Origin of the sequence: Streptomyces pseudovenezuelae (assembly GCF_001513955.1) — a bacterium.
GTDB classification, from domain to species: Bacteria; Actinomycetota; Actinomycetes; order Streptomycetales; family Streptomycetaceae; genus Streptomyces; species Streptomyces pseudovenezuelae.
The window spans coordinates 1-23,458 of record NZ_KQ948144.1; the positions used below are offsets into that span (position 1 = coordinate 1).

The window sequence follows — 23,458 nt, forward strand, 5'->3', positions numbered from 1 at the left end:
ACGGATCGTTTCTCCCGAGGGGGCGCTATGCGCCCCCTTTTTTCTTTACAGGCGTCCGGCTGCTTTCAATGCCAGATAGGCGTCGGCCAGCGCTGGAGCCAGGTCGTCCGGTGTCGCGTCGACGACGGTCACTCCGTGGCGGCGGAGTTGTTCCGCGGTGCGGTCGCGTTCCGTCTGGGCCTGGGCGGCGGCCGCGGCCTCGTAGATCGCATCCGTGTTGCCGCGGGCTGTGGCCATGCGGGCGATGTGGGGATCCGCGACTGAAGCCAGAAGGACCGTGTGCCGTTGGGTGAGCTGAGGAAGTACGGGCAACAGGCCCTCTTCGATGGGTGCGGCGTCGAGGGTGGTGAGCAGCACGATCAGGGAGCGGCGGGGGGCCGTACGCAGGGCAGTGGCCGTGAGACCGCGGGCGTTGGTTTCGACGAGTTCGGGTTCGAGAGTGGCCATTGCGCCGACCAGGGCGGGGAGCAGGTCGTTGGCTGTGCGGCCCTGGACCAGGGCGCGTACTCCGCGGTCGTAGGCGAGGAGGTCCACTCGGTCGCCGGCGCGGGAGGCGAGGGCGGCCAGGAGGAGAGCGGCGTCCATGGAGGCGTCGAGGCGGGGGGCGTCGCCCACGCGGCCTGCCGAGGTACGGCCGGTGTCGAGGACCACGAGGATGTGGCGGTCGCGTTCCGGGCGCCAGGTGCGTACGGCGACGGAGGTCAGGCGGGCGGTGGCTCGCCAGTCGATTGAACGGGTGTCGTCGCCGGGGACGTATTCGCGCAGGCTGTCGAACTCCGTGCCTTCGCCGCGGGTGAGGACGCTGGTGCGGCCGTCCAGTTCACGCAGGCGGGCGAGCTTTGCGGGGAGGTGCTTGCGGCTGGTGAACGGGGGCAGGACGCGGACCGTCCAGGGCACCTTGTGGGTGCCCTGACGGGAGAAGAGGCCGAGGGGGCCGTAGGAACGAAACGTCACGCGGTCTGCGTGGCGGTCGCCGCGGCGGGTGGGGCGCAGGCGAGTGGTGAGGCGTCGGCGTTCGCCGGCCGGGACCGTCAGGCGGTGGCGGGAGGCTTCCACCTCCGTGCCGGGCTGCCAGCTGCTGGGGGGCCAGGCGTCGCGGATGTGGGCGCGGAGTGGACGGCCGGACGGGTTGGTGACGGTGAGGGTGACGTCGGCCGTCTCGCCCAGGCGGGCGGAGGTGTCGCCGGAGCGGGTCAGGCCGAGCCGTCGTACGGGTGCCGCCAGGGCGAAGTCGCAGGCGCAGGCCACTGCCAGGGGGGCGTTGACCGCGAGAATGCCCGTCCAGCTGGGTTCCCAGATGCCGATGGGGATGGAGCCCAGGGCTGCGATGAGGGCGGCGCGTCCGGTGAGGGCCATCAGCGGGGGACCGGGACGTGGGCGAGGATCGCGTTGATGACGGAGTCGGCTGTCACGCCCTCCATCTCGGCCTCCGGGCGCAGCTGGACGCGGTGGCGGAGGGTGGGGAGGGCCAGGGCCTTCACGTCGTCGGGGATGACGTAGTCGCGGCCGGTCAGCCACGCCCACGCGCGCGAGGTGGCCAGGAGGGCCGTGGCGCCGCGTGGGGAGACACCGAGGGTGAGGGACGGGGACTCGCGGGTGGCGCGGCAGATGTCGACGACGTAGGCGGTGATCTCGGGGGAGATCGTGGTCTTGGCGACCGCGGCGCGTGCGGCTTCGAGGTCGGCGGGGCCTGCCACGGGGCGTACGCCGGCGGCTCGCAGGTCGCGAGGGTTGAAGCCCTCGGCGTGGCGGGTGAGGACGTCGATCTCGTCCTGGCGGGAGGGGAGCGGGATCGTCAGCTTGAGGAGGAAACGGTCCAGCTGGGCCTCGGGGAGGGGATAAGTGCCCTCGTACTCCACCGGGTTCTGGGTCGCGGCGACCAGGAACGGGTCGGGGAGGAGGCGGGGGGTGCCGTCGACCGTGACCTGGCGCTCCTCCATGGCTTCCAGGAGGGACGACTGGGTCTTGGGCGGGGTGCGGTTGATCTCGTCCGCGAGGAGGAGGTTGGTGAAGACCGGGCCGGGCTGGAAGGAGAACTCGGCGCTGCGGGTGTCGTAGACCAGGGAGCCCGTCACGTCGCTCGGCATGAGGTCGGGGGTGAACTGGACGCGCTTGGTGTCGAGTTCGAGTGCGGAGGCGAGGGCGCGGACGAGCAGCGTTTTGGCGACTCCGGGGACTCCTTCCAGGAGTACGTGCCCGCGGCAGAGGAGGGCGACGACAAGACCGGTCACGGCGGGGTCCTGGCCGACCACGGCTTTGGCGATCTCGGCGCGCAGGGCCTCCAGGGAGGCGCGGGCGCTGTCCGGGTCCCCGGTGGTCCCGGCGTTGTCAGTGGTCGGGTCCATCATGGACGTCGTACCTCTCTTTCGAGGGCGTCGAGTTGGTCGGCCAGGGAGATGAGGGCTGCGTCGTCGCCGGGCGGCGGGCCGAAGAGCAGGGAGTGCAGGGACTGTCCGTCGCCGTCGGTGCGGAGATGGGCGGACAGGGCGGGGAGCAAGGTCTCGGGCGCGTGCGCCTGGGAGACGGGGACGCCTACGAGGGGGGCGAGGCGGGTGCGGATGGTGGAGCGAAGAGCGGTGGCCGCGCGGTCGCGGGCGTTGGCCTTGCGGTAGAGGCGGGCGCGGCCTTCGACGGTCTCGGAGGCGCGGATCGCCACGGGGAGCTTCTCGGGCACCAGGGGGCCGAGTCGGCGTGCCCGCCACAGGGCGGCGAGCGCTGCCGCGAAGAAGAGCTGCAGGGTGCCCCAGAGCCAGCCCGAGGGGAGCAGGTCGAGGAAGTCCTTCTGCTCGGCCGGGTCGGCGGCGGAGGCGTCGGAGAGCGAGGGGAGGTACCAGACCAGATGGGGGCGGGAGCCGAGGAGTTGGAGGGCGAGCGAGGCGTTGCCCTGCTCGTCGAGGGAGTCGTTGTAGAGGATGTCGGGCGCGCCGAGCACGAGGGTGTCGCCGTCCCCGGAGGCCGCCGGGACCCGTACCAGGGTGGGCAGTCGCTCGCTGCGGTAGCACTCGTCGTTGCCGGGGTGGGTGACGGTGTAGCGGATGCCGCCGGTGTCGGCCTTGCCCGCCCGCTGGGCCGCCGGCAGGCCGCAGTCGGGGGAGAGCGTCGAGTCGAGGCTGGTCGCGGGGTCCGCGACGACGCCGGGGGCCAGCCGTTCGACGGACCAGCTGCCGGGGGCGACGAGGAGGGTGCGGCCGTCGGAGTCGGCGGTCGCGGAGCGCAGTGCGCTCTGCTGGCGGTGCGTCAGGAGGTCGGGCACGGCGACCAGGAGCGTGGTGTCGGGGCCGGCCGCGGCGCGTGCCTCGTCCAGGGTGGTGACCACGCGGGTGTCGACGCCTCGTTCGGCGAGGAGTTCGGCGACCGCGCGGCTGCCGAAGGGGTCGGCGGAGCGCGGGTCGAGGCTGCCGTGGCGTTCGGTGGAGCGGATCGCCGCGATCGCCACGGCCGCGACGAGGAGCAGCACCAGGGCGAGGACGACGCCTCGCGCGCGGGTCCACACCTGGCGGGCGGTGGGCGAGGCCGAGGTGGACGGGAGCGTGGCCTCGGTGGTCATTCGGCGGCTCCCCGGCGGGCGTTGTGGTCCGCGCTGTGGCTGCTGCTCGTGCTGTTCGCGAGTACCGGCTTGGTGCGTTCCAGGTCGCGGTCGAGTTCGGCGATGCGGTGGTACGACTGCTCGGTCGCGGCCCGGCCGCCGTACGTGACGTCGTCGAAGTCCCGGGCCGCGGAGCGCAGCCGGTCCGTGCGGGAGGGCAGGGCGCGGCCCGCTTCCGCGGCGGCCTCGTCCGCGGTGCGGCCGGGACGGACGTCGAGGAGGGCGCGCTCCTCCAGCGAACGGACGATCGCGCGCATGCGCTCCTGCACGGCCTGGTTCCAGTGGCCCTGGGCCGCGTGTGCCTCCGCGGCCGCGCGGTGTTCGGCGGCGCTGCGGGGGCGGTCGTCGAACAGGGCGGCGGAGGAGGCGGGCCCGCGGCTCGGGGTGCCCAGGCGCCACCACAGCGCGCCCACGACCAGGACGATCGCGGCGATGACGACGACCAGGCCGAGTGGTCCGCCCGGGGTCGCAGACGAGGCGGTGTCGAACAGCCTGCCGACCCAGTCCCAGAACGCGTCGAGGGCGCGCTGGAACCAGCTGGGGTCGTTCTCGTGGTACATGCGCTTGGACAGCTCGCGGCGGGCCGCCTCCCGCGCGGGGTCGCGCGGGATCGTCAGCGGCGGCTCGTCGTCGGACCGTGCCAGTGACAGCGCGGAGGCGTCGACGGCACGCAGCATGGTGAGCACTCCCCCCGGTAGGTTCACCGCATCAGCTCCCGGGAGTGGGGTGGGTCTCGTAGTCCTGGAGGCCGGCCGCGCGGGCCAGTTCGAGGTCGAGGGCCTCGCGGCGGATGCGCTGGTCGATGTAGAGCAGCACGGTGACGCCCGCCGTGATCGGGAAGGTGATCATGGAGCCGATCACCGAGCCGATGCCGCTGATGATGAGGAACGTCCAGCCGAGGTCGCCGGTGCCGTTGACGAAGCCGCCGACACCCTCGCCGCTGAGCGCCGCGGCGAGGAAGGTGAAGGGGACGACGATGATCGCCGCGACGATGTTCGCGATGATCCCGGCGAGCAGCTGGATGCCGAGGACCCGCCACCAGGAACCGCGGACCAGCTTGGTGGAGCGGCTCATCGACTTGACGATGCTCTGCTTCTCCAGCATCAGCGCGGGCGAGGCCAGGGAGAAGCGGATCATCAGCCACAGCGCGACGACGCCGGCGCCGAGGATGCCCAGGATCGCGAGGGCGATACCGCCGCCGTTCGAGCCCGCGGCGGCTACGAGGATGCCGGGCAGTGCCCCGACGGCGAGCACGCCGAAGGTGATGAGCAGCAGCAGGAAGATCAGGCCGAACAGCCTGGGCACCTGCGGGCGGGCGTCGCGCCATGCCTCGCCGGTGGTGACGGGCCTGCCGAGCACGGCCCGGCTGGTGACGGTCGTCAGCAGCGCGGTCGCGGCGACCGTGCCGATGAGGGAGATCAGGAAGACGACGGTGGTGCCGAGCATGGTCTCGCCCAGGGCGCGGGTCAGCTCGTCGGCGCTGGCGCTGGGGTCGTTGAGAGCCGCGCTTCCCGCGCTGTCGTTCAGGACGAAGCCCTGGAGCAGGATGACGAGGACCTCGGTCACGACGGCGACGGTCAGCGAGATGCCGAGGACGGTGCGCCAGTAGGTGCGCATGGTGGAGACCGCGCCGTCGAGGATCTCGCCCACGCCGAGCGGGCGCAGGGGGATCACACCGGGCTTGGCCGCGGGCGGGGGGCCACCCCAGCCGCCGTAGCCGCCGCCCCAGCCCGGGGGAGGGCTGTAGCCTCCGGGCGGACCTGCGGGAGGCTGCGTGCCCCAGCCCGGGCCGGGAGGCGGGGGCGGAGGCGTCGGGCCGGGAGCGGCGGGGCCGGTGGGGGCGGACCACTGACCGGGGGGCGGCTGCTCCTGGGACCACTTCGTGCCCGCGTCCTGCGGGTCGTCCTCCGGCTGCTGTGCGGGGTTCGCGGTGTCGGGCCGGGCGGCGGGCTCAGCGGGACCGGACGTGCCGGGCTCGTGTCCGTCGGACGGGGCGGATCCGGGCGAGGCCCAGCCCGGAGTGTCGTTCATCGTCGCTCCTTCACGGTGCCCGTCCGCGGTCGCGGCGGCAGGTTGGCAGCCATCGTGCCATGGGGTGGTCGGCGAGGGACCAGCCGCGGTATGGGCTGCGCACCTTCAATACTCCGGCCGACAAGGGGCAGACTGATCGCATGGCTGATCAGTACGTGCAATCCGGCGAGGACAGCAAGCCCACCGAGATCCCGGCGATCCGCTGGGAGGAGCCACCCGAAGGCCCCGTGCTGGTGCTTCTCGACCAGACGAGGCTGCCGGCCGAGGAAGTGGAACTGGTCTGTACGGACGCGTCCGCGCTGGTGGAGGCGATCCGTTCGCTCGCCGTGCGCGGGGCGCCGTTGCTCGGCATCGCGGGGGCCTACGGAGTCGCGCTCGCCGCCGCGCGCGGGTTCGACGTGGAAGAGGCGGCGGCCGTGCTGGCGGGCGCGCGTCCGACCGCGGTGAACCTCGCTGTCGGGGTGCGCAGAGCCGAGGCGGCCTACCGTGCCGAGCTCGGCAGGAGCGGCGACCAGGAACTGGCCGCCGGGGCGGCGCTGGCGGCGGCACGCAGGCTGCACCGGGAGGACGCGGCGGCCAGTACGGCGATGGCCGAGCGGGGGCTGGCACTGCTGGACGAGCTGCTGCCGGGCGGCGGGCACCGGATCCTGACCCACTGCAACACCGGTTCGCTGGTGTCGGGCGGTGAGGGGACGGCGTTCGCGGTGGCGCTCGCGGCTCACCGGGTGGGGCGGCTGCGGCGGCTGTGGGTGGACGAGACACGTCCGCTGCTGCAGGGGGCCCGGCTGACGGCGTACGAGGCGGCGCGCAGCGGGATGGCGTACACCCTGCTGACCGACAACGCGGCGGGCTCGCTGTTCGCGGCCGGGGAGGTGGACGCGGTGCTGATCGGGGCCGACCGGATCGCGGCCGACGGCTCGGTGGCGAACAAGGTGGGGAGCTATCCGCTCGCGGTGCTCGCCCGGTATCACCATGTGCCGTTCATCGTGGTGGCGCCGGTGACCACGGTGGATCCGGACACGCCGGACGGGGCGTCGATCGAGGTGGAGCAGCGGGCCGGGCACGAGGTGACCGAGATCGCGGCGCCGCAGGTTCCGGTGGCAGGCGCGGAGGCGGGCGGCGGGATTCCGGTGGCGCCGCTGGGGACGCAGGCGTACAACCCGGCCTTCGACGTGACGCCGCCGGAGCTGGTGACGGCGATCGTCACGGAGGAGGGCGTGGTGTCGCCGGTGACGGCCGAGGCCCTTGCCGGGCTGTGTGCGAGGGCCCGGGAGGTGCCGATCAGCTGATGTGGATGCGGGCGCCACGTATTGCGCCCGACGCCCTTGGCTCGCGTCCGCGGCGGCCGAGGCAGACAGTGACCGTCCGGTACGACTAAGGTCACTGGTCGGTGAGCTGTCTCACCACTGCCTTCACCACTGTTATGAGAATGGGATGATGTCTTTATGAAGGGACGAGTCCTTGTCGTCGACGACGACACCGCACTTGCCGAGATGTTGGGCATCGTGCTGCGTGGTGAAGGTTTTGAGCCGTCTTTCGTAGCCGACGGTGACAAGGCGCTGGCCGCGTTCCGTGAGGCCAAACCGGATCTGGTGCTGCTGGATCTGATGCTGCCCGGACGGGACGGCATCGAGGTGTGCCGTCTGATCAGGGCGGAGTCCGGGGTGCCGATCGTGATGCTGACGGCCAAGAGCGACACGGTGGATGTCGTCGTGGGGCTGGAGTCCGGCGCCGACGACTACATCGTGAAGCCGTTCAAGCCGAAGGAGCTCGTGGCCCGCATCCGGGCACGGCTGCGGAGGTCGGAGGAGCCGGCTCCCGAGCAGCTCGCCATCGGCGACCTGGTCATCGACGTGGCCGGGCACTCCGTGAAGCGGGAAGGGCAGTCGATCGCGCTGACGCCGCTGGAGTTCGACCTGCTGGTCGCGCTCGCGCGCAAGCCGTGGCAGGTGTTCACGCGTGAGGTGCTGCTGGAGCAGGTGTGGGGCTATCGGCACGCCGCCGACACCCGGCTCGTCAATGTGCATGTGCAGCGGCTGCGCTCCAAGGTCGAGAAGGACCCGGAGCGGCCCGAGATCGTGGTGACCGTCCGTGGTGTGGGTTACAAGGCAGGGCCCAGCTGACATGTCCGGAGACAGTGCCGCGTCGTCGCCCCGGCGGACCGGGGCGGACGCGGGGCGGCCTGTCGGGCGGAAGTCGGCGGGTTCCCGCTGGGGACGCTTCCTGGAGGGCGGGCTGCTCCAGGGCGGCGTCCAGGGCAGCCCGGTCCTGAGGCTGTTCATGCGCTGGGTGCGCCGGCCGCTGCTGCCCGTGATGCGGCTGTGGCGGCGCAACATCCAGCTCAAGGTCGTCGTCACGACCCTGCTGATGTCGCTCGGAGTGGTCCTGCTCCTTGGCTTCGTCGTCATCGGGCAGGTGCGCAACGGACTTCTCGACGCCAAGGTCAAGGCGTCGCAGAGCCAGGCCACCGGAGGGTTCGCGGTGGCCAAGCAGAAGGCGGAGGAGGCCGACGCCGGGACCGACGACACGGCCGCGGCGGACGGGCAGTCCGACCAGTTCGTCATCGAGTGGATGAGCAATCTCGTCTACTCCCTCTCCAGCGGCGGCCAGGGCGCCTTCGACGTGGTGACCCTGCCGGTGGGCGGCGACAGCGGCAGCGGGCGCGGGCCGCGTGCCTCGGGTGATGTCGACCCGACGGCCAGCGTCCCCGAGGCCCTGCGCGAGAAGATCGACGAGAGCACGACGGCCGCCCAGAGCTACACCCGCATCGTGTACGACCCCTACCAGGAGCCCCAGCCGGCCCTGGTCATCGGCAAGCAGGTCAACGATCCCAACGGCGACCCGTACCAGCTGTACTACCTCTTCCCGCTCACACAGGAGGAGAAGTCGCTCAGCCTGGTCAAGGGCACCCTGGCGACCGCCGGGCTCTTCGTCGTCGTACTCCTCGGAGCGATCGCCTGGCTCGTGGTGCGGCAGGTCGTCACGCCGGTGCGGATGGCGGCCGGGATCGCCGAGAGGCTGTCGGCCGGGCGGCTCCAGGAGCGGATGAAGGTCACCGGCGAGGACGACATCGCGCGGCTCGGCGAGGCCTTCAACAAGATGGCGCAGAACCTTCAGCTGAAGATCCAGCAACTGGAGGACCTGTCGCGGATGCAGCGGCGGTTCGTGTCGGATGTGTCGCACGAGCTCCGGACACCGCTGACGACCGTGCGGATGGCCGCCGACGTCATCCATGACGCGCGCGAGGACTTCGACCCGATGACCGCGCGGTCGGCCGAGCTGCTCGCCGACCAGCTCGACCGGTTCGAGACGCTGCTCGCGGACCTGCTGGAGATCAGCCGGTTCGACGCGGGCGCGGCGGCGCTGGAGGCCGAACCGATAGACCTGAGGGACGTCGTACGACGCGTGGTCGGCGGGGCCGCGCCGCTCGCCGAGCGCAAGGGCACGACGGTCCGGATCGTGGGCGACCAGCAGCCTGTCATAGCCGAGGCCGACGCCCGGCGGGTGGAGCGGGTGCTGCGCAATCTCGTCGTCAACGCCGTCGAGCACGGCGAGGGCAAGGACGTCGTCGTCAAACTGGCCTCGGCGGGCGGGGCGGTCGCGATCGCGGTGCGCGACTACGGCGTCGGGCTCAAGCCCGGCGAGGCCACGCGCGTGTTCAGCCGCTTCTGGCGGGCCGACCCGGCACGCGCGCGTACCACCGGCGGCACCGGGCTCGGGCTGTCCATCGCTCTGGAGGACGCCCGGCTGCACGGCGGCTGGCTGCAGGCGTGGGGTGAGCCGGGCGGCGGTTCGCAGTTCCGGCTGACGTTGCCGAGGACGGCCGACGAGCCGCTGCGGGGCTCGCCGATACCGCTGGAGCCCAAGGACTCGCGCCGCAATCGTGGACTCGACGACGCCGGTCTGCCCCGTGGGGGCGGCGACAAGGCGGCCACCGTGCCGGCGCAGCCGACGGGCGACCAGGTGACCTCGCGGGACCCGATAGCGCCCAGGTCGGCCGCCGTGACACCCACGGCGGATCCGACGGCACTGCCCGGCAACGGCGCGCGCGTGGTGCCCCGGCCGTCGCCGAGTGCGACACGGCCGGAGGGCTCTTCGGGTGGGAAGACGCCCGGCGCGGGCGCCGCGAGCCGTCAGGACACCGGCTCGCAGGAGTCGTACGAACAGCAGGGGGAGGCCTTCCGTGGACGCTGACCGCGAGGGACGCGGCCGGCGGGTGCCGGGGCGGACCGTGGTGTACGCCGCCTGTGGCGTCGTACTGCTGGCGGGGTGTGCCTCCATGCCGGACAGCGGCGATCTGCGCGGGGTCGACTCCACGGCGCGGCAGGACACGCCGGTGCGGGTCTTCGCGATGCCGCCGCAGGAGGACGCCGAGCCCACGGACATCGTGCAGGGCTTTCTCGAGGCGCTGACCAGCGACGACCCGAACTACGAGACGGCCCGCAAATACCTGACCACGAGTGCGGCGAAGCAGTGGCAGCCCGGGCTGTCCACCACGGTCCTCGACGACGGGCCCGGTGCCGACGTCGTGCCGCCGGTGGACCGGGAGCAGAGCGACGACAAGTCGTTCACGCTGGTCGGCACCAAGGTGGCGGTGGTGGACGCGCAGCAGTCTTACGCGCCGGCATCGGGCGAGTACCGGGAGACCGTGCACCTCGTGCACGACAAGAAGACCAAGCAGTGGCGGATCGACAGCCCCCCGCGCGGTGTCGTCATGGGCAGGTCGGACTTCCAGCGGAACTACGTGTCCGTCAACAAGTACTACTTCGCGTCGAACACCAGGGCGGCGACGGCTCCGCAGACCGTGGCGGTCGCCGACCCCGTGTATGTGCGTGAGCGCGTGGATCCCATGACGCAGTTGGTGCGGTCCCTGCTCAAGGGACCGACGAGCTGGCTCGACCCCGTCGTCAGGACGAGTTTTCCCACCGGTACGGCGCTCAGGAGCGGCGTCTCCTCGCTGGCTCCGGACGACCGGAGCACGCTGACGGTGCCGCTCAACACCAAGGCCGAGAACGCCGGCATGGACCAGTGCAAGGCGATGGCGGCCCAGCTGCTGTTCACGCTGCAGGACCTCACCCCTGCGGTGGACGAGGTCGAGCTGCAGGCCGGTGGCAGGCAGTTGTGCTCCGCCGCCGAGAGCGACGCCAACGGGGACGCCACTCGCGGCTCCGTAGAGAACCCCGAGTTCCTGTACTTCGTCAACGGTGAGCACCGGCTGGTACGGGTCGCGGCGGAGCCGGACGGCAGCGGGGCGAAGGCCCAGCCGGTGCCGGTGCCCGGAGCGCTGGGTGAGGGCGACAAGGACCTGCGGTCGGTGGCCGTCTCGCGTGACGAGCACACGGCGGCCGGCGTCGGCCTCGACGGCAGGGCGCTGTACGTCGGGTCTCTGGTGTCGGGCGGGTCGCTCGGGGAGCCGGTGCTGGTCAGCAGCGGCAAGACGACCGGGGACCGGCTGACCACGCCGAGCTGGGACACCGAGGGCGATCTGTGGGTGGCCGACCGGAACCCCGCCGATCCGCGGCTGCTGCTGTTCAAGGAGGGCGCGGGCAAGCCGCTGGAGGTGGAGACTCCGGGGCTGGACGGGCGGATCAGGGACCTGCGGGTGGCCGCCGACGGGGTGCGGATCGCGCTCGTCGTGGAGAAGGGCGGCAAGCAGTCGCTGTTCATCGGGCGGATCGAGCGGGAGGGCAGGACCGGGGACCCGCAGAGTGTCTCGGTGCGGGAACTGCGCTCCACGACGCCGGACCTGGAGGAGGTCACGACCATGTCCTGGGCCGGCGACAGCAGGCTCGTGGTGGTCGGGCGCGAGCAGGGCGGCGTGCAGCAGACGCGCTACGTCCAGGTCGACGGCTCCACTCCGGAGGGGCCGCCGCCGGCCGTGCTCACGGGGGTGAAGGAGATCGCGGCGTCCGAGGACGCCGACATGCCCCTGGTCGCCTACTCGGAGGACGGGATCGTCCGGCTGCCGTCCGGGGCGCAGTGGCAGAAGGTGGACGCGGACGGGACGGCGCCGGTCTATCCGGGCTGACGTGACGGGACCGCCCTGTCGGGAGCGGCCGCTTTTGCCGGGGCGAGGCCCTGGCGGGGGCGGCCGCTTTTGTTCTGGGGCGGGTGGGGGATTCGTGGCGGGGCGGACGGTCTGGATTCGCCGAGTGGGGCGGACCGGAATCGTCGTACGGGGTTGATTCGCGGGCTGTGTTTGCGACCGAGGGTTAGCTGTATAGGGCCGGTAATTGTGGTGGGAACTGCTGTTCGTGTCCCGGGGCGGGGTTTTCCACAGGGCGTTATCCACAGGGGTGGCCGGTCGGCTTCGGCGTTGGCACAGTGGTGGGCATGCGGGGGTGGTGGCGGGACCTCACCGATCTGGTGCTGCCGGCCGAGTGCGGAGGCTGCGGGAAGCCTCGCACGGTGCTCTGTCCGGAGTGCCGTGCCGCCTTGTACGGGGCCGTGCCGGGCCGGGTGCGACCGGTGCCGGAACCGCCCGGACTGCCGGTCGTGCACGCGGCGGCCCGGTATGCGGATGCGGTACGGGCGGCATTGCTGGCCCACAAGGAGAGGGGGGCGCTGGGCCTCGCGGGGCCGCTCGGTACGGCTCTGGCGGGGGCCGTGTCGGCGAGCGTGCGGGAGGTGTGCGAGTCGGGGGGTGAGGAGTCGGCCCGGGGATGGTCTCGGGGGGCCTGGGAGCGGGGTCATGGGGCTTTGGCGGGGCGTGGTGGGGAGTTGGAGGGTGGGCCTGCTGGACGGGTGACGGTGGGCCTTGACGGGGCGGAGGTCAGTGGGGCGGGTGCTGCAGCTTTGGCCGGCGGCCGGGACGCGGCAGGTGTCGAGGCCTTGCGCGGGGGCGGGTTTGCCTTCCCGGTCAATGCCGGGGTCTCACCCCTCGACGCACCACGTGCGGCCAGGGTCTCTGCCTCCGGCACCCCGTTGCTGCGGGGGCCTGTCCTGCTCGTTCCCGTACCGTCCGCGCGACGGGCGGTTCGGGCTCGGGGGCATGATCCGGCGCGGCGGATCGCGCTCGCGGCGGCGGGGGAGCTGCGGCGGGCGGGGATGCCGGCGCGGGTGGTGGCCGTACTGCGGCAGCGGCGATGGGTGGCCGACCAGTCGGGGCTCAACTCCCGGCAGCGGCTGGACAACCTCGCGGGCGCGCTGACCGTGGTCCCCGGTGGCGGGCGGCTCCTGGCCGAGGGCCTGGTCGTGCTGGTCGACGACCTGATGACGACGGGCGCGTCCCTGACGGAGGCGGCGCGGGCCGTCCAGGAGGCGAGGGCTCGGGAGAACCGGGCAGCGGTGGCTCTGGAGGACCTCGCGCGCCGCGGTGAACGGACGACCGCCGGACACCGTGATCATCGACAACAGGGACGAGGAGAGCGCGGCGGTCCTCGGTCGCCGGGAACGGAGTCGCTGTCCGGTGATCGACCGCCGGGCACGGTGGGCAGGCGTGTCCGAGGACAGCCGGGGAAGGACGGATGCCATGACGAACGGCGGCAGGACGGCAGCGGGCGGCGCGGTGGACGAGTGGTGGCCGGATGTCGCGATGATCCGGCGGACCTCGTGTACACCGCGGCAACTCGGGAAGGCATGGGGGAACGGACGGCGGCAGTGACGGAGGAGGGCACGGACCGGGAGCGCTGCGTGGCGACAACGGCGGGCGCCGGGGGCGTCCGTGACGTGGTCTGCGCGGCCGTGGTCGCGGCGCCGCCGGATTCTTTCGAAATAAACCGGAACTGACTGCGTAGTTGCATCGTTGCAGGTTACGAGAGGGTAAATTCACCTGAACGGAGGTACGCCGCAGTAGAGGGTGACGACATCCGTCCAGGCGAGATATGTTCGGTTGTGAGAGAAAGGCGCAGGCCACACCTCGCGAATCCGAATGCCGTACCCGCGGGATTTCCACCTTCACCCGCGACGGTGGAATGGAGATCTTGCCCGCGGGGGAGGAGGTGGACGTCACCGAGTCCGAGGTTCCGGGGCTCACCGGAGCCTGGTGCAAAAGGGAGATGCTCCGCATCGAGGCGGAGCGATCCGGGAACGGAGTTCTGCGTGGACATCGTCGTCAAGGGCCGCAAGACCGAGGTGCCCGAGCGGTTCCGCAAGCACGTGGCCGAGAAGCTGAAGCTGGAGAAGATCCAGAAGCTCGATGGCAAGGTGATCAGCCTCGACGTCGAGGTGTCCAAGGAGCCGAACCCCCGACAGGCCGACCGCTGTGACCGAGTGGAGATCACGCTCCGCTCCCGCGGTCCGGTGATCCGGGCGGAAGCGGCAGCCAGCGACCCGTACGCGGCACTCGACTTGGCAGCGGAGAAGCTGGACGCCCGGCTGCGCAAGGAGCACGACAAGCGCCACACACGCAGGGGCGCACGACGGCTCACGGCTGCCGAGGTGGCCGACCACGTTCCGGACGCGGCGACGCTCAACGGCAACGGACAGGCCGTCCACGAGGAAGAGTCGGACGGCGTGCCCACCAAGAAGATCGGCTCGCTGGAGATCAAGGGTGAAGGCCCCCTCGTCGTCCGTGAGAAGACCCACGTCGCCTCCCCGATGACCCTCGACCAGGCGCTCTACGAGATGGAACTGGTCGGGCACGACTTCTATCTGTTCGTCGACTCCGAGACCAAGGAACCGAGTGTCGTCTACCGGCGGCACGCCTATGACTACGGCGTCATCCACCTGAGCACGGACCCGATGGTCGCCCGGGCGCACTCTCCCGCGGCCGGCGACACGACGGGCAGCTGACCCTCCCGGATGACAGCTGAGCCGGTGCCCCTGGAGCGCGTGCGCGCCCCCAGGGGCACCCGCGTGCAACCACTTCGCGCCCCGCTCTGTCACCTCACTGTCGTCCGGGCATGAAATCATGGGCCCACCGGCCCAACCGGTGGGTCGTTGCCTTGGGTTGGCGATGGCACAGGACCAGCCACAGCCTTCAGGGGGAGGAACGATGGCGGACAGCTTCGGACCGCTGCACGGCCAGGACGCCGGCGACGGTGTCGTCGGCGTGGGCGCGGACACGGGCTCTCCACGCAAGGAGCCGATCCGGGTTCTCGTCGTGGACGACCACGCACTCTTCCGGCGCGGACTGGAGATCGTGCTCGCGGCCGAGGAGGACATCCAGGTCGTGGGGGAGGCGGGCGACGGCGCGGAGGCCGTTGACAAGGCCGCCGACCTGCTGCCGGACATCGTTCTGATGGATGTGCGGATGCCCAAGCGGGGCGGGATCGAGGCCTGCACCTCCATCAAGGAGGTGGCACCCAGCGCCAAGATCATCATGTTGACGATCAGTGACGAGGAAGCCGACCTCTACGACGCGATCAAGGCGGGCGCGACCGGATATCTCCTCAAGGAGATCTCGACGGACGAGGTGGCCACCGCCATTCGCGCCGTGGCCGACGGCCAGTCGCAGATCAGCCCTTCCATGGCGTCGAAACTGCTCACCGAGTTCAAGTCGATGATCCAGCGGACGGACGAGCGCCGTCTGGTGCCGGCGCCGCGGCTGACCGACCGTGAGCTGGAAGTCCTCAAGCTCGTCGCCACCGGGATGAACAACCGCGACATCGCGAAGGAGTTGTTCATCTCCGAGAACACCGTGAAGAACCATGTGCGCAACATCCTGGAGAAGCTGCAGCTGCACTCCAGGATGGAGGCGGTGGTCTACGCGATGCGGGAGAAGATCCTCGAGATCCGCTGACGAGGCTTCCGGTCAGAGCAGGGTCGCCGACAGAGCTCGGGTCACCTCCTTGGCGAGCGGCTCGCGCAGATCCGGCGCGTCCACCCGCTCGACCCGGATGTCCGTGCAGTCCACCCAGCTCGCGGCCTCGACCAGGGCCTGGGCCACTGCCGGGACCGCCTTCGGGCCGTCCAGAGTGACCTGCCTGGCCACCAGCGTGCCGCCCTCCCGGGCAGGGTCCACGCGGCCGACGAGACGGCCACCGGCCAGCACCGGCATCGCGAAATAGCCGTAGACCCGCTTGGGCCTGGGGACGTACGCCTCCAGGCGGTGGGTGAAGCCGAAGATCCGCTCCGTGCGCGCGCGTTCCCAGATCAGGGAGTCGAACGGGGACAGCAGGGTGGTGCGGTGGCGGCCGCGCGGGGAGGTCTCCAGGGCGGCGGGATCGGCCCAGGCCGGCTTGCCCCAGCCCTCGACCGTGACCGGCACCAGGCCCGAGTCGGCGATCACCGCGTCGACCTGTTCGCCCTTGAGGCGGTGGTAGTCGGCGATGTCCGCGCGGGTGCCGACGCCCAGCGACTGGCCGGCGAGACGGACCAGGCGGCGCAGGCACTCGGCGTCGTCCAGCTCGTCGTGGAGCAGGTCGGCGGGGACCGCGCGCTCGGCGAGGTCGTAGACGCGCTTCCAGCCGCGGCGCTCCACGCAGACCACCTCGCCGTACATCAGGGCGCGCTCGACGGCGACCTTGGTGCCCGACCAGTCCCACCACTCGCTGGTCTTCTTCGCGCCGCCCAACTCCGTGGCGGTGAGCGGGCCCTCGGTGCGGAGCTGCTTGATGACCTGGTCGTAGGTGCCGTCCGGGAGCTGGTGGTTCCAGTGCGGGCGGCTGCGGTAGGCGCGGCGGCGGAAGGCGAAGTGGGGCCATTCCTCGATGGGGAGGATGCACGCCGCGTGCGACCAGTACTCGAAGGCGTGGGTGTCGGTCCAGTAGGCCTTCTCCACCTTCTTGCGGCCCACCGCGCCGAGCCGGGCGTACGGGATCAGCTCGTGGGAGCGGGCGAGCACCGAGATGGTGTCGAGCTGGACCGCGCCGAGGTGACGGAGGACGCCGCGGACCCCGGCCCGGCGGTCGGGGGTGCCGAGGAAGCCCTGGGCGCGCAGCACGATGCGGCGGGCCTCGTCGGCCGAGAGGTCGGTGGTGGGAGGCGCAGTCGTCATGGGTCCGAACGATAGAGGCCGGCACTGACAATGCGAGGTGACCTGCGGATCTACGGAGCCGCGGGGAGGTACTGCAGCGTCGACGGCAGGCCCAGGTCCGAGGGCAGCAGTGCTCCCAGCCAGCAGTCCCGGCGGACGCCCTGGTGGGCGATGCCGGAGCGCAGGACGCCCTCGATGACGAAACCGGCGCGTTCCGCCACCGCGCGGGAGGGCTGGTTGCCCACTTCCGCGCGCCACTCCACACGATCGATCGACAGTTCGGCGAACGCCCAGCGGGAGGCGGCGCGTACCGCCTCGGTGACGTAGCCGTTGCCGCGGTGTTCCTTGGTGGCCCAGTAGCCGATCTCGGCCGTGCCCGGCGAACGCATGGTCAGACCCAGCATGCCGACCAGCTCCTCCCTTTCGGGCAGGAACAGGCCCCAGGTGAACATCGTGTCGTTCGCCCAGCCCGCCGGGGCCAGTTGCTCCGTGAAGCTCTGGGCGTGCTCCAGCAGGTAGGGGGAGGGGATCGTGGTCCAGCGCAGGATGTCGGGATCCTGCACGGCCGCGAGGACGGTCTCGGTGTCCTGCGGGGTGGGCGGGCGCAGCAGGAGACGGTCCGTGGCCAGCGTGACGGGTTCCATCGGCCGATTCTGCTCAGGTGTTCGGCGCGGATGCCATCATTTTCGCTGTGGGTGAGCGGGTGATCACAATTCGCGCAATTCGTGAGCGGGGCGCGGCACCATCGGCGTTCCCCCTCCGTTGTCCCCTTTGAAGCAGATTTGAAAGAGCTGACAGTCGGCGTACCCGGCAGGCCTCCCGGCGTGGCGGGGTCCTCGCATACGATGGCCGTTGCTCAGTAAGCCAAATGGAAACCGACCGTCCCAGGCCCGACCGGCAAGGAGACCAACCCCCGTGTCCGTCCTCTCGAAGATCATGCGTGCAGGCGAAGGCAAGATCCTGCGCAAGCTGCACCGCATCGCGGACCAGGTCAACTCCATCGAAGAGGACTTCGTCGACCTCTCCGACGCCGAGCTGCGGGCCCTGACCGAGGAGTACAAGCAGCGGTACGCCGACGGTGAGAGCCTGGACGACCTGCTCCCCGAGGCGTTCGCCACCGTGCGCGAGGCCGCCAAGCGCGCCCTGGGCCAGCGTCACTACGACGTGCAGATCATGGGCGGCGCCGCCCTCCACCTCGGCTACGTGGCCGAGATGAAGACCGGTGAGGGCAAGACCCTCGTCGGCACCCTGCCCGCGTACCTGAACGCGCTCTCCGGCAAGGGCGTCCACCTCATCACGGTCAACGACTACCTGGCCGAGCGCGACTCCGAGATGATGGGCCGCGTCCACAAGTTCCTGGGCCTCGAGGTCGGTTGCATCCTCGCCAACATGACGCCGGCCCAGCGTCGTGAGCAGTACGCGTGCGACATCACGTACGGCACGAACAACGAGTTCGGGTTCGACTACCTGCGCGACAACATGGCGTGGTCCAAGGACGAACTCGTCCAGCGCGGCCACAACTTCGCCATCGTCGACGAGGTCGACTCCATCCTGGTCGACGAGGCCCGTACGCCGCTGATCATCTCCGGCCCGGCCGACCAGGCCACCAAGTGGTACGGCGACTTCGCCAAGCTGGTCACCCGCCTGAAGAAGGGCGAGGCCGGCAACCCCCTCAAGGGCATCGAGGAGACCGGCGACTACGAGGTCGACGAGAAGAAGCGCACGGTCGCCATCCACGAGTCCGGTGTCAGCAAGGTCGAGGACTGGCTGGGCATCGACAACCTCTACGAGTCGGTCAACACCCCTCTGGTGGGCTACCTGAACAACGCCATCAAGGCGAAGGAGCTCTTCAAGAAGGACAAGGACTACGTCGTCATGGACGGCGAAGTCATGATCGTCGACGAGCACACCGGCCGTATCCTCGCCGGCCGCCGTTACAACGAAGGCATGCACCAGGCGATCGAGGCGAAGGAAGGGGTGGACATCAAGGACGAGAACCAGACCCTTGCCACGATCACCCTCCAGAACTTCTTCCGCCTCTACAAGCGCCACGACCACAACGGCAAGGAACAGCCGGGTCTGTGCGGCATGACCGGTACGGCGATGACCGAGGCCGCCGAGTTCCACCAGATCTACAAGCTGGGCGTCGTCCCGATCCCGACCAACCGGCCCATGGTCCGCAAGGACCAGTCGGACCTGATCTACCGCACCGAGGTCGCGAAGTTCGAGGCGGTCGTCGACGACATCGTCGACAAGCACGAGAAGGGCCAGCCGATCCTCGTCGGTACGACGTCGGTCGAGAAGTCCGAGTACCTCTCCCAGCAGCTCAGCAAGCGCGGCGTCCAGCACGAGGTGCTGAACGCCAAGCAGCACGACCGTGAGGCGACGATCGTCGCCCAGGCCGGCCGCAAGGGCGCCGTCACCGTCGCCACCAACATGGCCGGCCGTGGTACCGACATCAAGCTCGGCGGCAACCCCGAGGACCTCGCGGAGGCGGAGCTGCGCCAGCGCGGCCTCGACCCCGAGGAGCACATCGAGGAGTGGGCCGCGGCCCTGCCCGCCGCCCTGGAGAAGGCCGAGCAGGCGGTCAAGGCGGAGTTCGAGGAGGTCAAGGAGCTCGGCGGGCTCTACGTCCTCGGTACCGAGCGGCACGAGTCGCGCCGCATCGACAACCAGCTGCGCGGTCGTTCCGGCCGTCAGGGCGACCCCGGTGAGTCCCGCTTCTACCTCTCCCTGGGCGACGACCTGATGCGCCTGTTCAAGGCCCAGATGGTCGAGCGCGTGATGTCGATGGCGAACGTCCCGGACGACGTCCCCATCGAGAACAAGATGGTCACGCGCGCGATCGCGTCCGCGCAGTCGCAGGTCGAGCAGCAGAACTTCGAGACCCGCAAGAACGTCCTGAAGTACGACGAGGTCCTCAACCGCCAGCGCGAGGTCATCTACGGCGAGCGCCGCCGCGTCCTGGAGGGCGAGGACCTGCAGGAGCAGGTCGTGCACTTCATGGACGACACCATCGACGCGTACATCGCGGCGGAGACCGCCGAGGGCTTCGCGGAGGACTGGGACCTCGACCGGCTGTGGGGCGCGTTCAAGCAGCTCTACCCGGTGAAGATCACCGTCGAGGAGCTGGAGGACGCGGCCGGCGACCGCGCGGGTCTGACCGCCGAGTTCATCTCCGAGTCCATCAAGGACGACATCCACGAGCAGTACGAGGCGCGCGAGGCGCAGCTCGGCTCCGAGATCATGCGTGAGCTGGAGCGCCGGGTCGTGCTGTCGGTCCTGGACCGCAAGTGGCGCGAGCACCTCTACGAGATGGACTACCTCCAGGAGGGCATCGGCCTGCGCGCGATGGCCCAGAAGGACCCGCTGGTCGAGTACCAGCGCGAGGGCTTCGACATGTTCACCGCCATGATGGAGGGCATCAAGGAGGAGTCCGTCGGCTACCTGTTCAACCTGGAGGTCCAGGTCGAGCAGCAGGTCGAGGAGGTCCCGGTCGAGGACGAGAAGCCGTCCCTCGCCAAGCAGGACTCCGTTCCGGCGCAGGCCGGCGCGCGTCCCGAGATCCGCGCGAAGGGGCTCGACGCCCCGCAGCGCCGGGACCTGCACTTCTCCGCCCCGACCGTGGACGGCGAGGGTGGTGTCATCGAGGGCGAGTTCGCCGACGACGACGAGCCCGTGCGCTCCGAGGCGGACGGCCTCACGCGCGCGGAGCGGCGCAAGCAGTCCCGTGGCCGGGGCCGGCGCAAGAAGTAGTGCCTGCGGCATGACAAGGGCCGGTCACCTTCGGGTGGCCGGCCCTTCGGCGTGCGAGGGGCCGGGCTTCTCCGGGGCTGTCAGTCCTGGTCCGGACGGGAGGACCGGGCGCCGCCCAGCTCGACGGCCGTGCAGCGCCAGCGCAGGTCCTGGCCCTGTTCCAGGCGGAAGGCCATGGCGCGCAGCTGGTCCCCGGCGCCGATGCGGGCGAAGGCCTCCACGGCGCCCTGGCGGGGGACGTAGTAGCCGATGTCCCGCACGACGGGCCGCGCGCCGCGAGTGCGCAGGGGGCCGCGTTCGGCGAGCAGGGCCAGCTCGTCGTAGGCGCGGCCCGCGGTGTGCCGGAGCATCGAGTGGACGGGGCGCTGGCCGCTCAGGACGGCGAGGAGGAGGTCGGCGAAGAGATCGGTGGGGCGGGGCTGGGGGGCCACGGGGCGCCGCGGGGTCTGCGACGGGACGACCGTCGCCGGGGTGGCGGTGCCGCTCGTGCCCGAGGGGGTGCCGCGCGTGCCGGTGGTCGTGGCGCCGGCCGGGGCGCCGCGCCGAGCGGCCGCAGTGCTGGTCGCGTTCGGCTCCGGGATGTTCCGCGGACGGCTGTCCGTGGGGCGCGTAAGGATGCGGGGGCCGCTTCCGGGGGAGCCCGGTGGGCGGCCGTCGCCCGGGGCCGTACGAGGCGTGCTGCCGCCGGGTGCGCGGGGCGGCGTGCCACCCGGGCGACGGGAGTCGCGGCGGGCCGGCGGGCGGGCGCCGGAAGGGTGCTGGGCCCTGGTCATGACCTTGTTCATGGGATCCCCGTTCAGCGGGCCCGGAGAGTACCGGGCGGTAACTTCTGCTTGGGGATCTTGTACGGGGCCGTGGACCACGGCGGCAAGGACGAGGCGGGCCGCGTCGGGCGGCCGGAATGTTCACCTATCAGGGTGATCCGAGGGTGCGGAAGCCCGTGAATCCGGGGGCGGGGCGGGTGAATTCCGGGCCCGGGGTGGACGCCTGCCGAGGTCCGGGCAGGGACTCGAAAGGGGACGCCCGCACGTATCCTGAAGGCCTTCGCGGAGCCCCTCCGATGATGTTCTCCGACCACGAAAGCGGCCAGTCATGCGCGTCTACGTCCCCCTGACCCTCTCCGGTCTCGCCGAGGCGTACAAGACGGGTGAGCTGGGGGCCGGACCGCTCCTCGCCTACGCCGTCACGCCCGCCCTGCGCGAGTGGTACCTCTCCGACGACATCGAGGAGCTGGAGTACGCGGCGCTGAACCGGGCCGCGCTGGCCTCGCTGCGGCTGCTCGCCGCGGACGCCGGGGCCGTACGGCGCCGGGTCGTGGTGGCCGTCGACGTCGCCGACGGGGCGGCGGTCGCCGATCCCGACCGGGCGCTGGATCCCGCGGCGCTCGGTGAGGTGCAGGTCGCCGGAACCGTGCGGCTGGCCAAGGCCGCCGCGGTGCACGTCGACTCGGACGACGCGGTGGAGGACGTCACCGCCGCCGTGGACGCGCTGGCGGCGGCGGACGCCGGGGACGACGACGCCCAGTTCGTCGTGGACGGGGCCGAGGACCACGAGCTTTTGTGGTTCGCGACGCAGGAGATCCCGAACCTCGTGGGGCTGGGCGGCTGAGCCCGTCCCCTGCCGTGCCGGGTCGCGGCTTTACCCGTCTTGACCTGCTGGTCTCTTCATTGTCAGTGCGGGCGGGTACGTTTTTGGCATGGGGAAGCTGACAGGGGCGCACATCGTCTGGGACTGGAACGGCACGCTGTTCCACGACAACGACGCCATCATCGGGGCGACGAACGCGGCGTTCGGCGAGCTGGGGCTCGCGCCGATCACGATGGAGCAGTACCGGGCGCTGTACTGCGTGCCGGTGCCGAAGTTCTACGAGCGACTGCTCGGCCGGCTGCCCACCGACGCGGAGTGGGAGGTCATGGACGAGACCTTCCACCGGTACTACGCCGAGCACCGGGTGGGGTGCGGCCTCACCGACGGCGCGGTGGAACTGCTCATGGGGTGGCGGTCGGCCGGGCGCAGCCAGTCCATCCTCAGCATGTACGTGCACGACGAACTGGTGCCCCTGGTGCGCGGGTTCGGGATCGAGGCGCACTTCCTGCGGGTGGACGGCCGGACCGGACCGTCCGGGGGGAGCAAGGCGGAGCACATGGAGCGGCATCTCGCCGCCCTGGCGGGGGTGGAAGCGGCCCGGACCGTGGTGATCGGGGACGCCGCGGACGACGCGGTGGCCGCGATGCGGGTGGGGGCGCGCGCCGTTCTGTACACCGGGGGGTCGCACAGCCGGGCCAGCCTCGAAGGTGTGGGTGTGCCCGTGGTGGACACCCTGGCCGAGGCGGTCGCGGAGGCCGAGCGAATAGCGGCGTGACGCATCGCGCCGGATCCGCGACCACGACGGCATGCGGCACCCCGTCGGTTAGGTCACCGGTGCCTTCGCCCTGAGCACCTTGAGGAACTCCCGCATCCAGCCCGAGTGGTCCGGCCAGGCGCGGGAGGAGACCAGGGTGCCGTCGACCACCACCTCGGTGTCCTGGAAGGCCGCGCCGGCCGACTGCATGTCCGGCTCCAGGGCCGGATAGGCCGTGACGCGCCGGCCACGGAGGCCGTCGACCGCGGCGGTGAGCAGGGGGCCGTGACAGATCTGGGCCACCGGCTTGTCCGCGTCGAAGAAGGACTTGAGGATCTTGCGGAGCTCGGGGTCGTTGCGCAGGTACTCGGGGGCGCGGCCGCCCGGGATGACGAGAGCGGCGTACTCGCCGGCGTCGACCTCGGCGAAGGCCAGGTCGGCGGGCCAGGTGTAGCCGGGCTTCTCGGTGTAGGTGTCGAAGCCGGGTTCGAAGTCGTGGACGACGAAGCGGAGTTGCTTGCGGGCGGGAGCCGCGACGTGGACGTCGTAGCCCTCCTCGCGGAGGCGCTGGTAGGGGTACAGGACCTCCAGTGACTCTGCTGCGTCACCGGTGACGATGAGGATTTTTGCGGTCATGTCGGCAAAGTGCACCGGCGGGACGCGCTTGCCAAGAGGGTGTGCGCAAGGAAGGGGAGAAGGTCATGGCCTGGATGCGGCGTGGGCACTGTGCAGAGTGTCAAAGTTCCACCCCTGGTTTTGTACACATACGGCTCATGACGGCCCCCCTGTAAGGAGCGATAGCCTTGGTGGCGTGATCAGCGCGATAGTTCGCGGGGGCGCTGTGGCCCCCGCCCCGCGCCCGGTGCGCACGGAACACCTCCGTGGC

General features: G+C 71.1%; 19 protein-coding genes. 10 read left to right on the plus strand and 9 right to left on the minus strand.

Annotated features, from left to right (window positions below; genetic code table 11):
* Nucleotides 1-45: 45 nt before the first annotated feature.
* From AQI94_RS00005 to AQI94_RS00025, 5 genes are read right to left on the minus strand one after another with little or no spacing between them, the layout of a single operon-like run.
* On the minus strand, nucleotides 46-1,356 hold the full coding sequence (locus tag AQI94_RS00005; RefSeq protein WP_031052107.1) for a DUF58 domain-containing protein: 1,311 nt from the start codon (nucleotides 1,354-1,356) through the stop codon (nucleotides 46-48).
* A complete protein-coding gene (locus AQI94_RS00010) occupies nucleotides 1,356-2,345 on the minus strand; it encodes an AAA family ATPase (RefSeq protein ID WP_107064299.1) in 990 nt (329 codons plus the stop codon). Before AQI94_RS00010 ends, AQI94_RS00005 begins: the two co-directional genes overlap by 1 nt.
* Entirely contained in the window at nucleotides 2,345-3,547 is a 1,203-nt protein-coding gene (locus AQI94_RS00015; RefSeq protein ID WP_031052102.1) for a DUF4350 domain-containing protein, read from the minus strand. Before AQI94_RS00015 ends, AQI94_RS00010 begins: the two co-directional genes overlap by 1 nt.
* Nucleotides 3,544-4,263 (minus strand): DUF4129 domain-containing protein, encoded by a 720-nt coding sequence (locus AQI94_RS00020; RefSeq protein ID WP_031052098.1) that lies wholly within the window; start codon nucleotides 4,261-4,263, stop codon nucleotides 3,544-3,546. Before AQI94_RS00020 ends, AQI94_RS00015 begins: the two co-directional genes overlap by 4 nt.
* A gap of 31 nt (nucleotides 4,264-4,294) precedes the next feature.
* Nucleotides 4,295-5,617 carry a glycerophosphoryl diester phosphodiesterase membrane domain-containing protein gene (locus AQI94_RS00025; RefSeq protein ID WP_062229513.1) on the minus strand — a complete coding sequence of 441 codons (1,323 nt, stop codon included), beginning with the start codon at nucleotides 5,615-5,617 and terminating at the stop codon, nucleotides 4,295-4,297.
* Between the two features lie 140 nt (nucleotides 5,618-5,757).
* On the opposite strand from AQI94_RS00025, the gene mtnA reads away from it, so the two are divergent.
* The 7 genes from mtnA (at nucleotide 5,758) to AQI94_RS00060 (ending at nucleotide 15,299) form a co-directional block, all read left to right on the plus strand.
* Entirely contained in the window at nucleotides 5,758-6,906 is a 1,149-nt protein-coding gene (gene mtnA / locus AQI94_RS00030) for an S-methyl-5-thioribose-1-phosphate isomerase (RefSeq protein ID WP_031047191.1), read from the plus strand.
* A 156-nt stretch (nucleotides 6,907-7,062) separates the two neighbouring features.
* Nucleotides 7,063-7,740 (plus strand): two-component system response regulator MtrA, encoded by a 678-nt coding sequence (gene mtrA / locus AQI94_RS00035; RefSeq protein WP_005486885.1) that lies wholly within the window; start codon nucleotides 7,063-7,065, stop codon nucleotides 7,738-7,740.
* A gap of 1 nt (nucleotide 7,741) precedes the next feature.
* A complete protein-coding gene (mtrB, locus tag AQI94_RS00040; RefSeq protein ID WP_031047186.1) occupies nucleotides 7,742-9,811 on the plus strand; it encodes an MtrAB system histidine kinase MtrB in 2,070 nt (689 codons plus the stop codon).
* Nucleotides 9,801-11,645 (plus strand): LpqB family beta-propeller domain-containing protein, encoded by a 1,845-nt coding sequence (locus AQI94_RS00045; protein WP_031047183.1) that lies wholly within the window; start codon nucleotides 9,801-9,803, stop codon nucleotides 11,643-11,645. Before mtrB ends, AQI94_RS00045 begins: the two co-directional genes overlap by 11 nt.
* 1,019 nt (nucleotides 11,646-12,664) lie before the next feature.
* On the plus strand, nucleotides 12,665-13,345 hold the full coding sequence (locus tag AQI94_RS45435) for a ComF family protein (RefSeq protein ID WP_037942677.1): 681 nt from the start codon (nucleotides 12,665-12,667) through the stop codon (nucleotides 13,343-13,345).
* A 312-nt stretch (nucleotides 13,346-13,657) separates the two neighbouring features.
* The gene (gene hpf / locus AQI94_RS00055) at nucleotides 13,658-14,350 is read left to right on the plus strand and encodes a ribosome hibernation-promoting factor, HPF/YfiA family (protein WP_031047179.1); all 693 of its coding nucleotides are present in this window, start codon (nucleotides 13,658-13,660) and stop codon (nucleotides 14,348-14,350) included.
* A gap of 202 nt (nucleotides 14,351-14,552) precedes the next feature.
* Nucleotides 14,553-15,299, plus strand: coding sequence for a response regulator (locus AQI94_RS00060; protein WP_031047177.1), 747 nt, complete (start codon nucleotides 14,553-14,555; stop codon nucleotides 15,297-15,299).
* 12 nt (nucleotides 15,300-15,311) lie between these two features.
* Here AQI94_RS00060 and AQI94_RS00065 read toward each other — a convergent pair whose 3' ends face one another.
* Both AQI94_RS00065 and AQI94_RS00070 read right to left on the minus strand, forming a co-directional pair.
* Nucleotides 15,312-16,496, minus strand: coding sequence for a winged helix-turn-helix domain-containing protein (locus AQI94_RS00065; RefSeq protein ID WP_031047176.1), 1,185 nt, complete (start codon nucleotides 16,494-16,496; stop codon nucleotides 15,312-15,314).
* A gap of 50 nt (nucleotides 16,497-16,546) precedes the next feature.
* Nucleotides 16,547-17,119 (minus strand): GNAT family N-acetyltransferase, encoded by a 573-nt coding sequence (locus tag AQI94_RS00070; RefSeq protein ID WP_031047174.1) that lies wholly within the window; start codon nucleotides 17,117-17,119, stop codon nucleotides 16,547-16,549.
* Nucleotides 17,120-17,390: 271 nt separating this feature from the next.
* Between AQI94_RS00070 and secA the strand changes: the two genes are divergently transcribed.
* Nucleotides 17,391-20,231, plus strand: coding sequence for a preprotein translocase subunit SecA (gene secA / locus AQI94_RS00075; RefSeq protein WP_031047172.1), 2,841 nt, complete (start codon nucleotides 17,391-17,393; stop codon nucleotides 20,229-20,231).
* 80 nt (nucleotides 20,232-20,311) lie between these two features.
* Here the strand turns inward: secA and AQI94_RS00080 are convergent, their stop codons facing one another.
* Nucleotides 20,312-21,016, minus strand: a complete 705-nt coding sequence (locus AQI94_RS00080) for an Rv3235 family protein (RefSeq protein ID WP_062229514.1) — start codon at nucleotides 21,014-21,016, stop codon at nucleotides 20,312-20,314.
* Between the two features lie 307 nt (nucleotides 21,017-21,323).
* Between AQI94_RS00080 and AQI94_RS00085 the strand changes: the two genes are divergently transcribed.
* On the plus strand, nucleotides 21,324-21,839 hold the full coding sequence (locus AQI94_RS00085; protein WP_031049240.1) for a DUF6912 family protein: 516 nt from the start codon (nucleotides 21,324-21,326) through the stop codon (nucleotides 21,837-21,839).
* Between the two features lie 88 nt (nucleotides 21,840-21,927).
* Nucleotides 21,928-22,593 carry an HAD family hydrolase gene (locus AQI94_RS00090; RefSeq protein WP_031049242.1) on the plus strand — a complete coding sequence of 222 codons (666 nt, stop codon included), beginning with the start codon at nucleotides 21,928-21,930 and terminating at the stop codon, nucleotides 22,591-22,593.
* Nucleotides 22,594-22,641: 48 nt separating this feature from the next.
* On the opposite strand, the gene AQI94_RS00095 is transcribed toward AQI94_RS00090, so the two are convergent.
* Nucleotides 22,642-23,208, minus strand: a complete 567-nt coding sequence (locus AQI94_RS00095) for a DJ-1/PfpI family protein (protein WP_031049244.1) — start codon at nucleotides 23,206-23,208, stop codon at nucleotides 22,642-22,644.
* Between the last annotated feature and the right edge of the window lie 250 nt (nucleotides 23,209-23,458).

What these genes read in the sequence shown, in the direction of transcription:
- AQI94_RS00025 (WP_062229513.1), bottom strand. Translation starts at nt 5,617, where the DNA reads ATGAACGACACTCCGGGCTGGGCCTCGCCCGGATCCGCCCCGTCCGAC.
- AQI94_RS00020 (WP_031052098.1), bottom strand. Translation starts at nt 4,263, where the DNA reads ATGCTGCGTGCCGTCGACGCCTCCGCGCTGTCACTGGCACGGTCCGAC.
- AQI94_RS00005 (WP_031052107.1), bottom strand. Translation starts at nt 1,356, where the DNA reads ATGGCCCTCACCGGACGCGCCGCCCTCATCGCAGCCCTGGGCTCCATC.
- AQI94_RS00065 (WP_031047176.1), bottom strand. Translation starts at nt 16,496, where the DNA reads ATGACGACTGCGCCTCCCACCACCGACCTCTCGGCCGACGAGGCCCGC.
- AQI94_RS00095 (WP_031049244.1), bottom strand. Translation starts at nt 23,208, where the DNA reads ATGACCGCAAAAATCCTCATCGTCACCGGTGACGCAGCAGAGTCACTG.
- AQI94_RS00010 (WP_107064299.1), bottom strand. Translation starts at nt 2,345, where the DNA reads ATGGACCCGACCACTGACAACGCCGGGACCACCGGGGACCCGGACAGC.
- AQI94_RS00070 (WP_031047174.1), bottom strand. Translation starts at nt 17,119, where the DNA reads ATGGAACCCGTCACGCTGGCCACGGACCGTCTCCTGCTGCGCCCGCCC.
- mtrA (WP_005486885.1), top strand. Translation starts at nt 7,063, where the DNA reads ATGAAGGGACGAGTCCTTGTCGTCGACGACGACACCGCACTTGCCGAG.
- AQI94_RS45435 (WP_037942677.1), top strand. Translation starts at nt 12,665, where the DNA reads ATGCCGGCGCGGGTGGTGGCCGTACTGCGGCAGCGGCGATGGGTGGCC.
- AQI94_RS00080 (WP_062229514.1), bottom strand. Translation starts at nt 21,016, where the DNA reads ATGAACAAGGTCATGACCAGGGCCCAGCACCCTTCCGGCGCCCGCCCG.
- AQI94_RS00060 (WP_031047177.1), top strand. Translation starts at nt 14,553, where the DNA reads ATGGCGGACAGCTTCGGACCGCTGCACGGCCAGGACGCCGGCGACGGT.
- mtrB (WP_031047186.1), top strand. Translation starts at nt 7,742, where the DNA reads ATGTCCGGAGACAGTGCCGCGTCGTCGCCCCGGCGGACCGGGGCGGAC.
- AQI94_RS00085 (WP_031049240.1), top strand. Translation starts at nt 21,324, where the DNA reads ATGCGCGTCTACGTCCCCCTGACCCTCTCCGGTCTCGCCGAGGCGTAC.
- AQI94_RS00015 (WP_031052102.1), bottom strand. Translation starts at nt 3,547, where the DNA reads ATGACCACCGAGGCCACGCTCCCGTCCACCTCGGCCTCGCCCACCGCC.
- mtnA (WP_031047191.1), top strand. Translation starts at nt 5,758, where the DNA reads ATGGCTGATCAGTACGTGCAATCCGGCGAGGACAGCAAGCCCACCGAG.
- AQI94_RS00090 (WP_031049242.1), top strand. Translation starts at nt 21,928, where the DNA reads ATGGGGAAGCTGACAGGGGCGCACATCGTCTGGGACTGGAACGGCACG.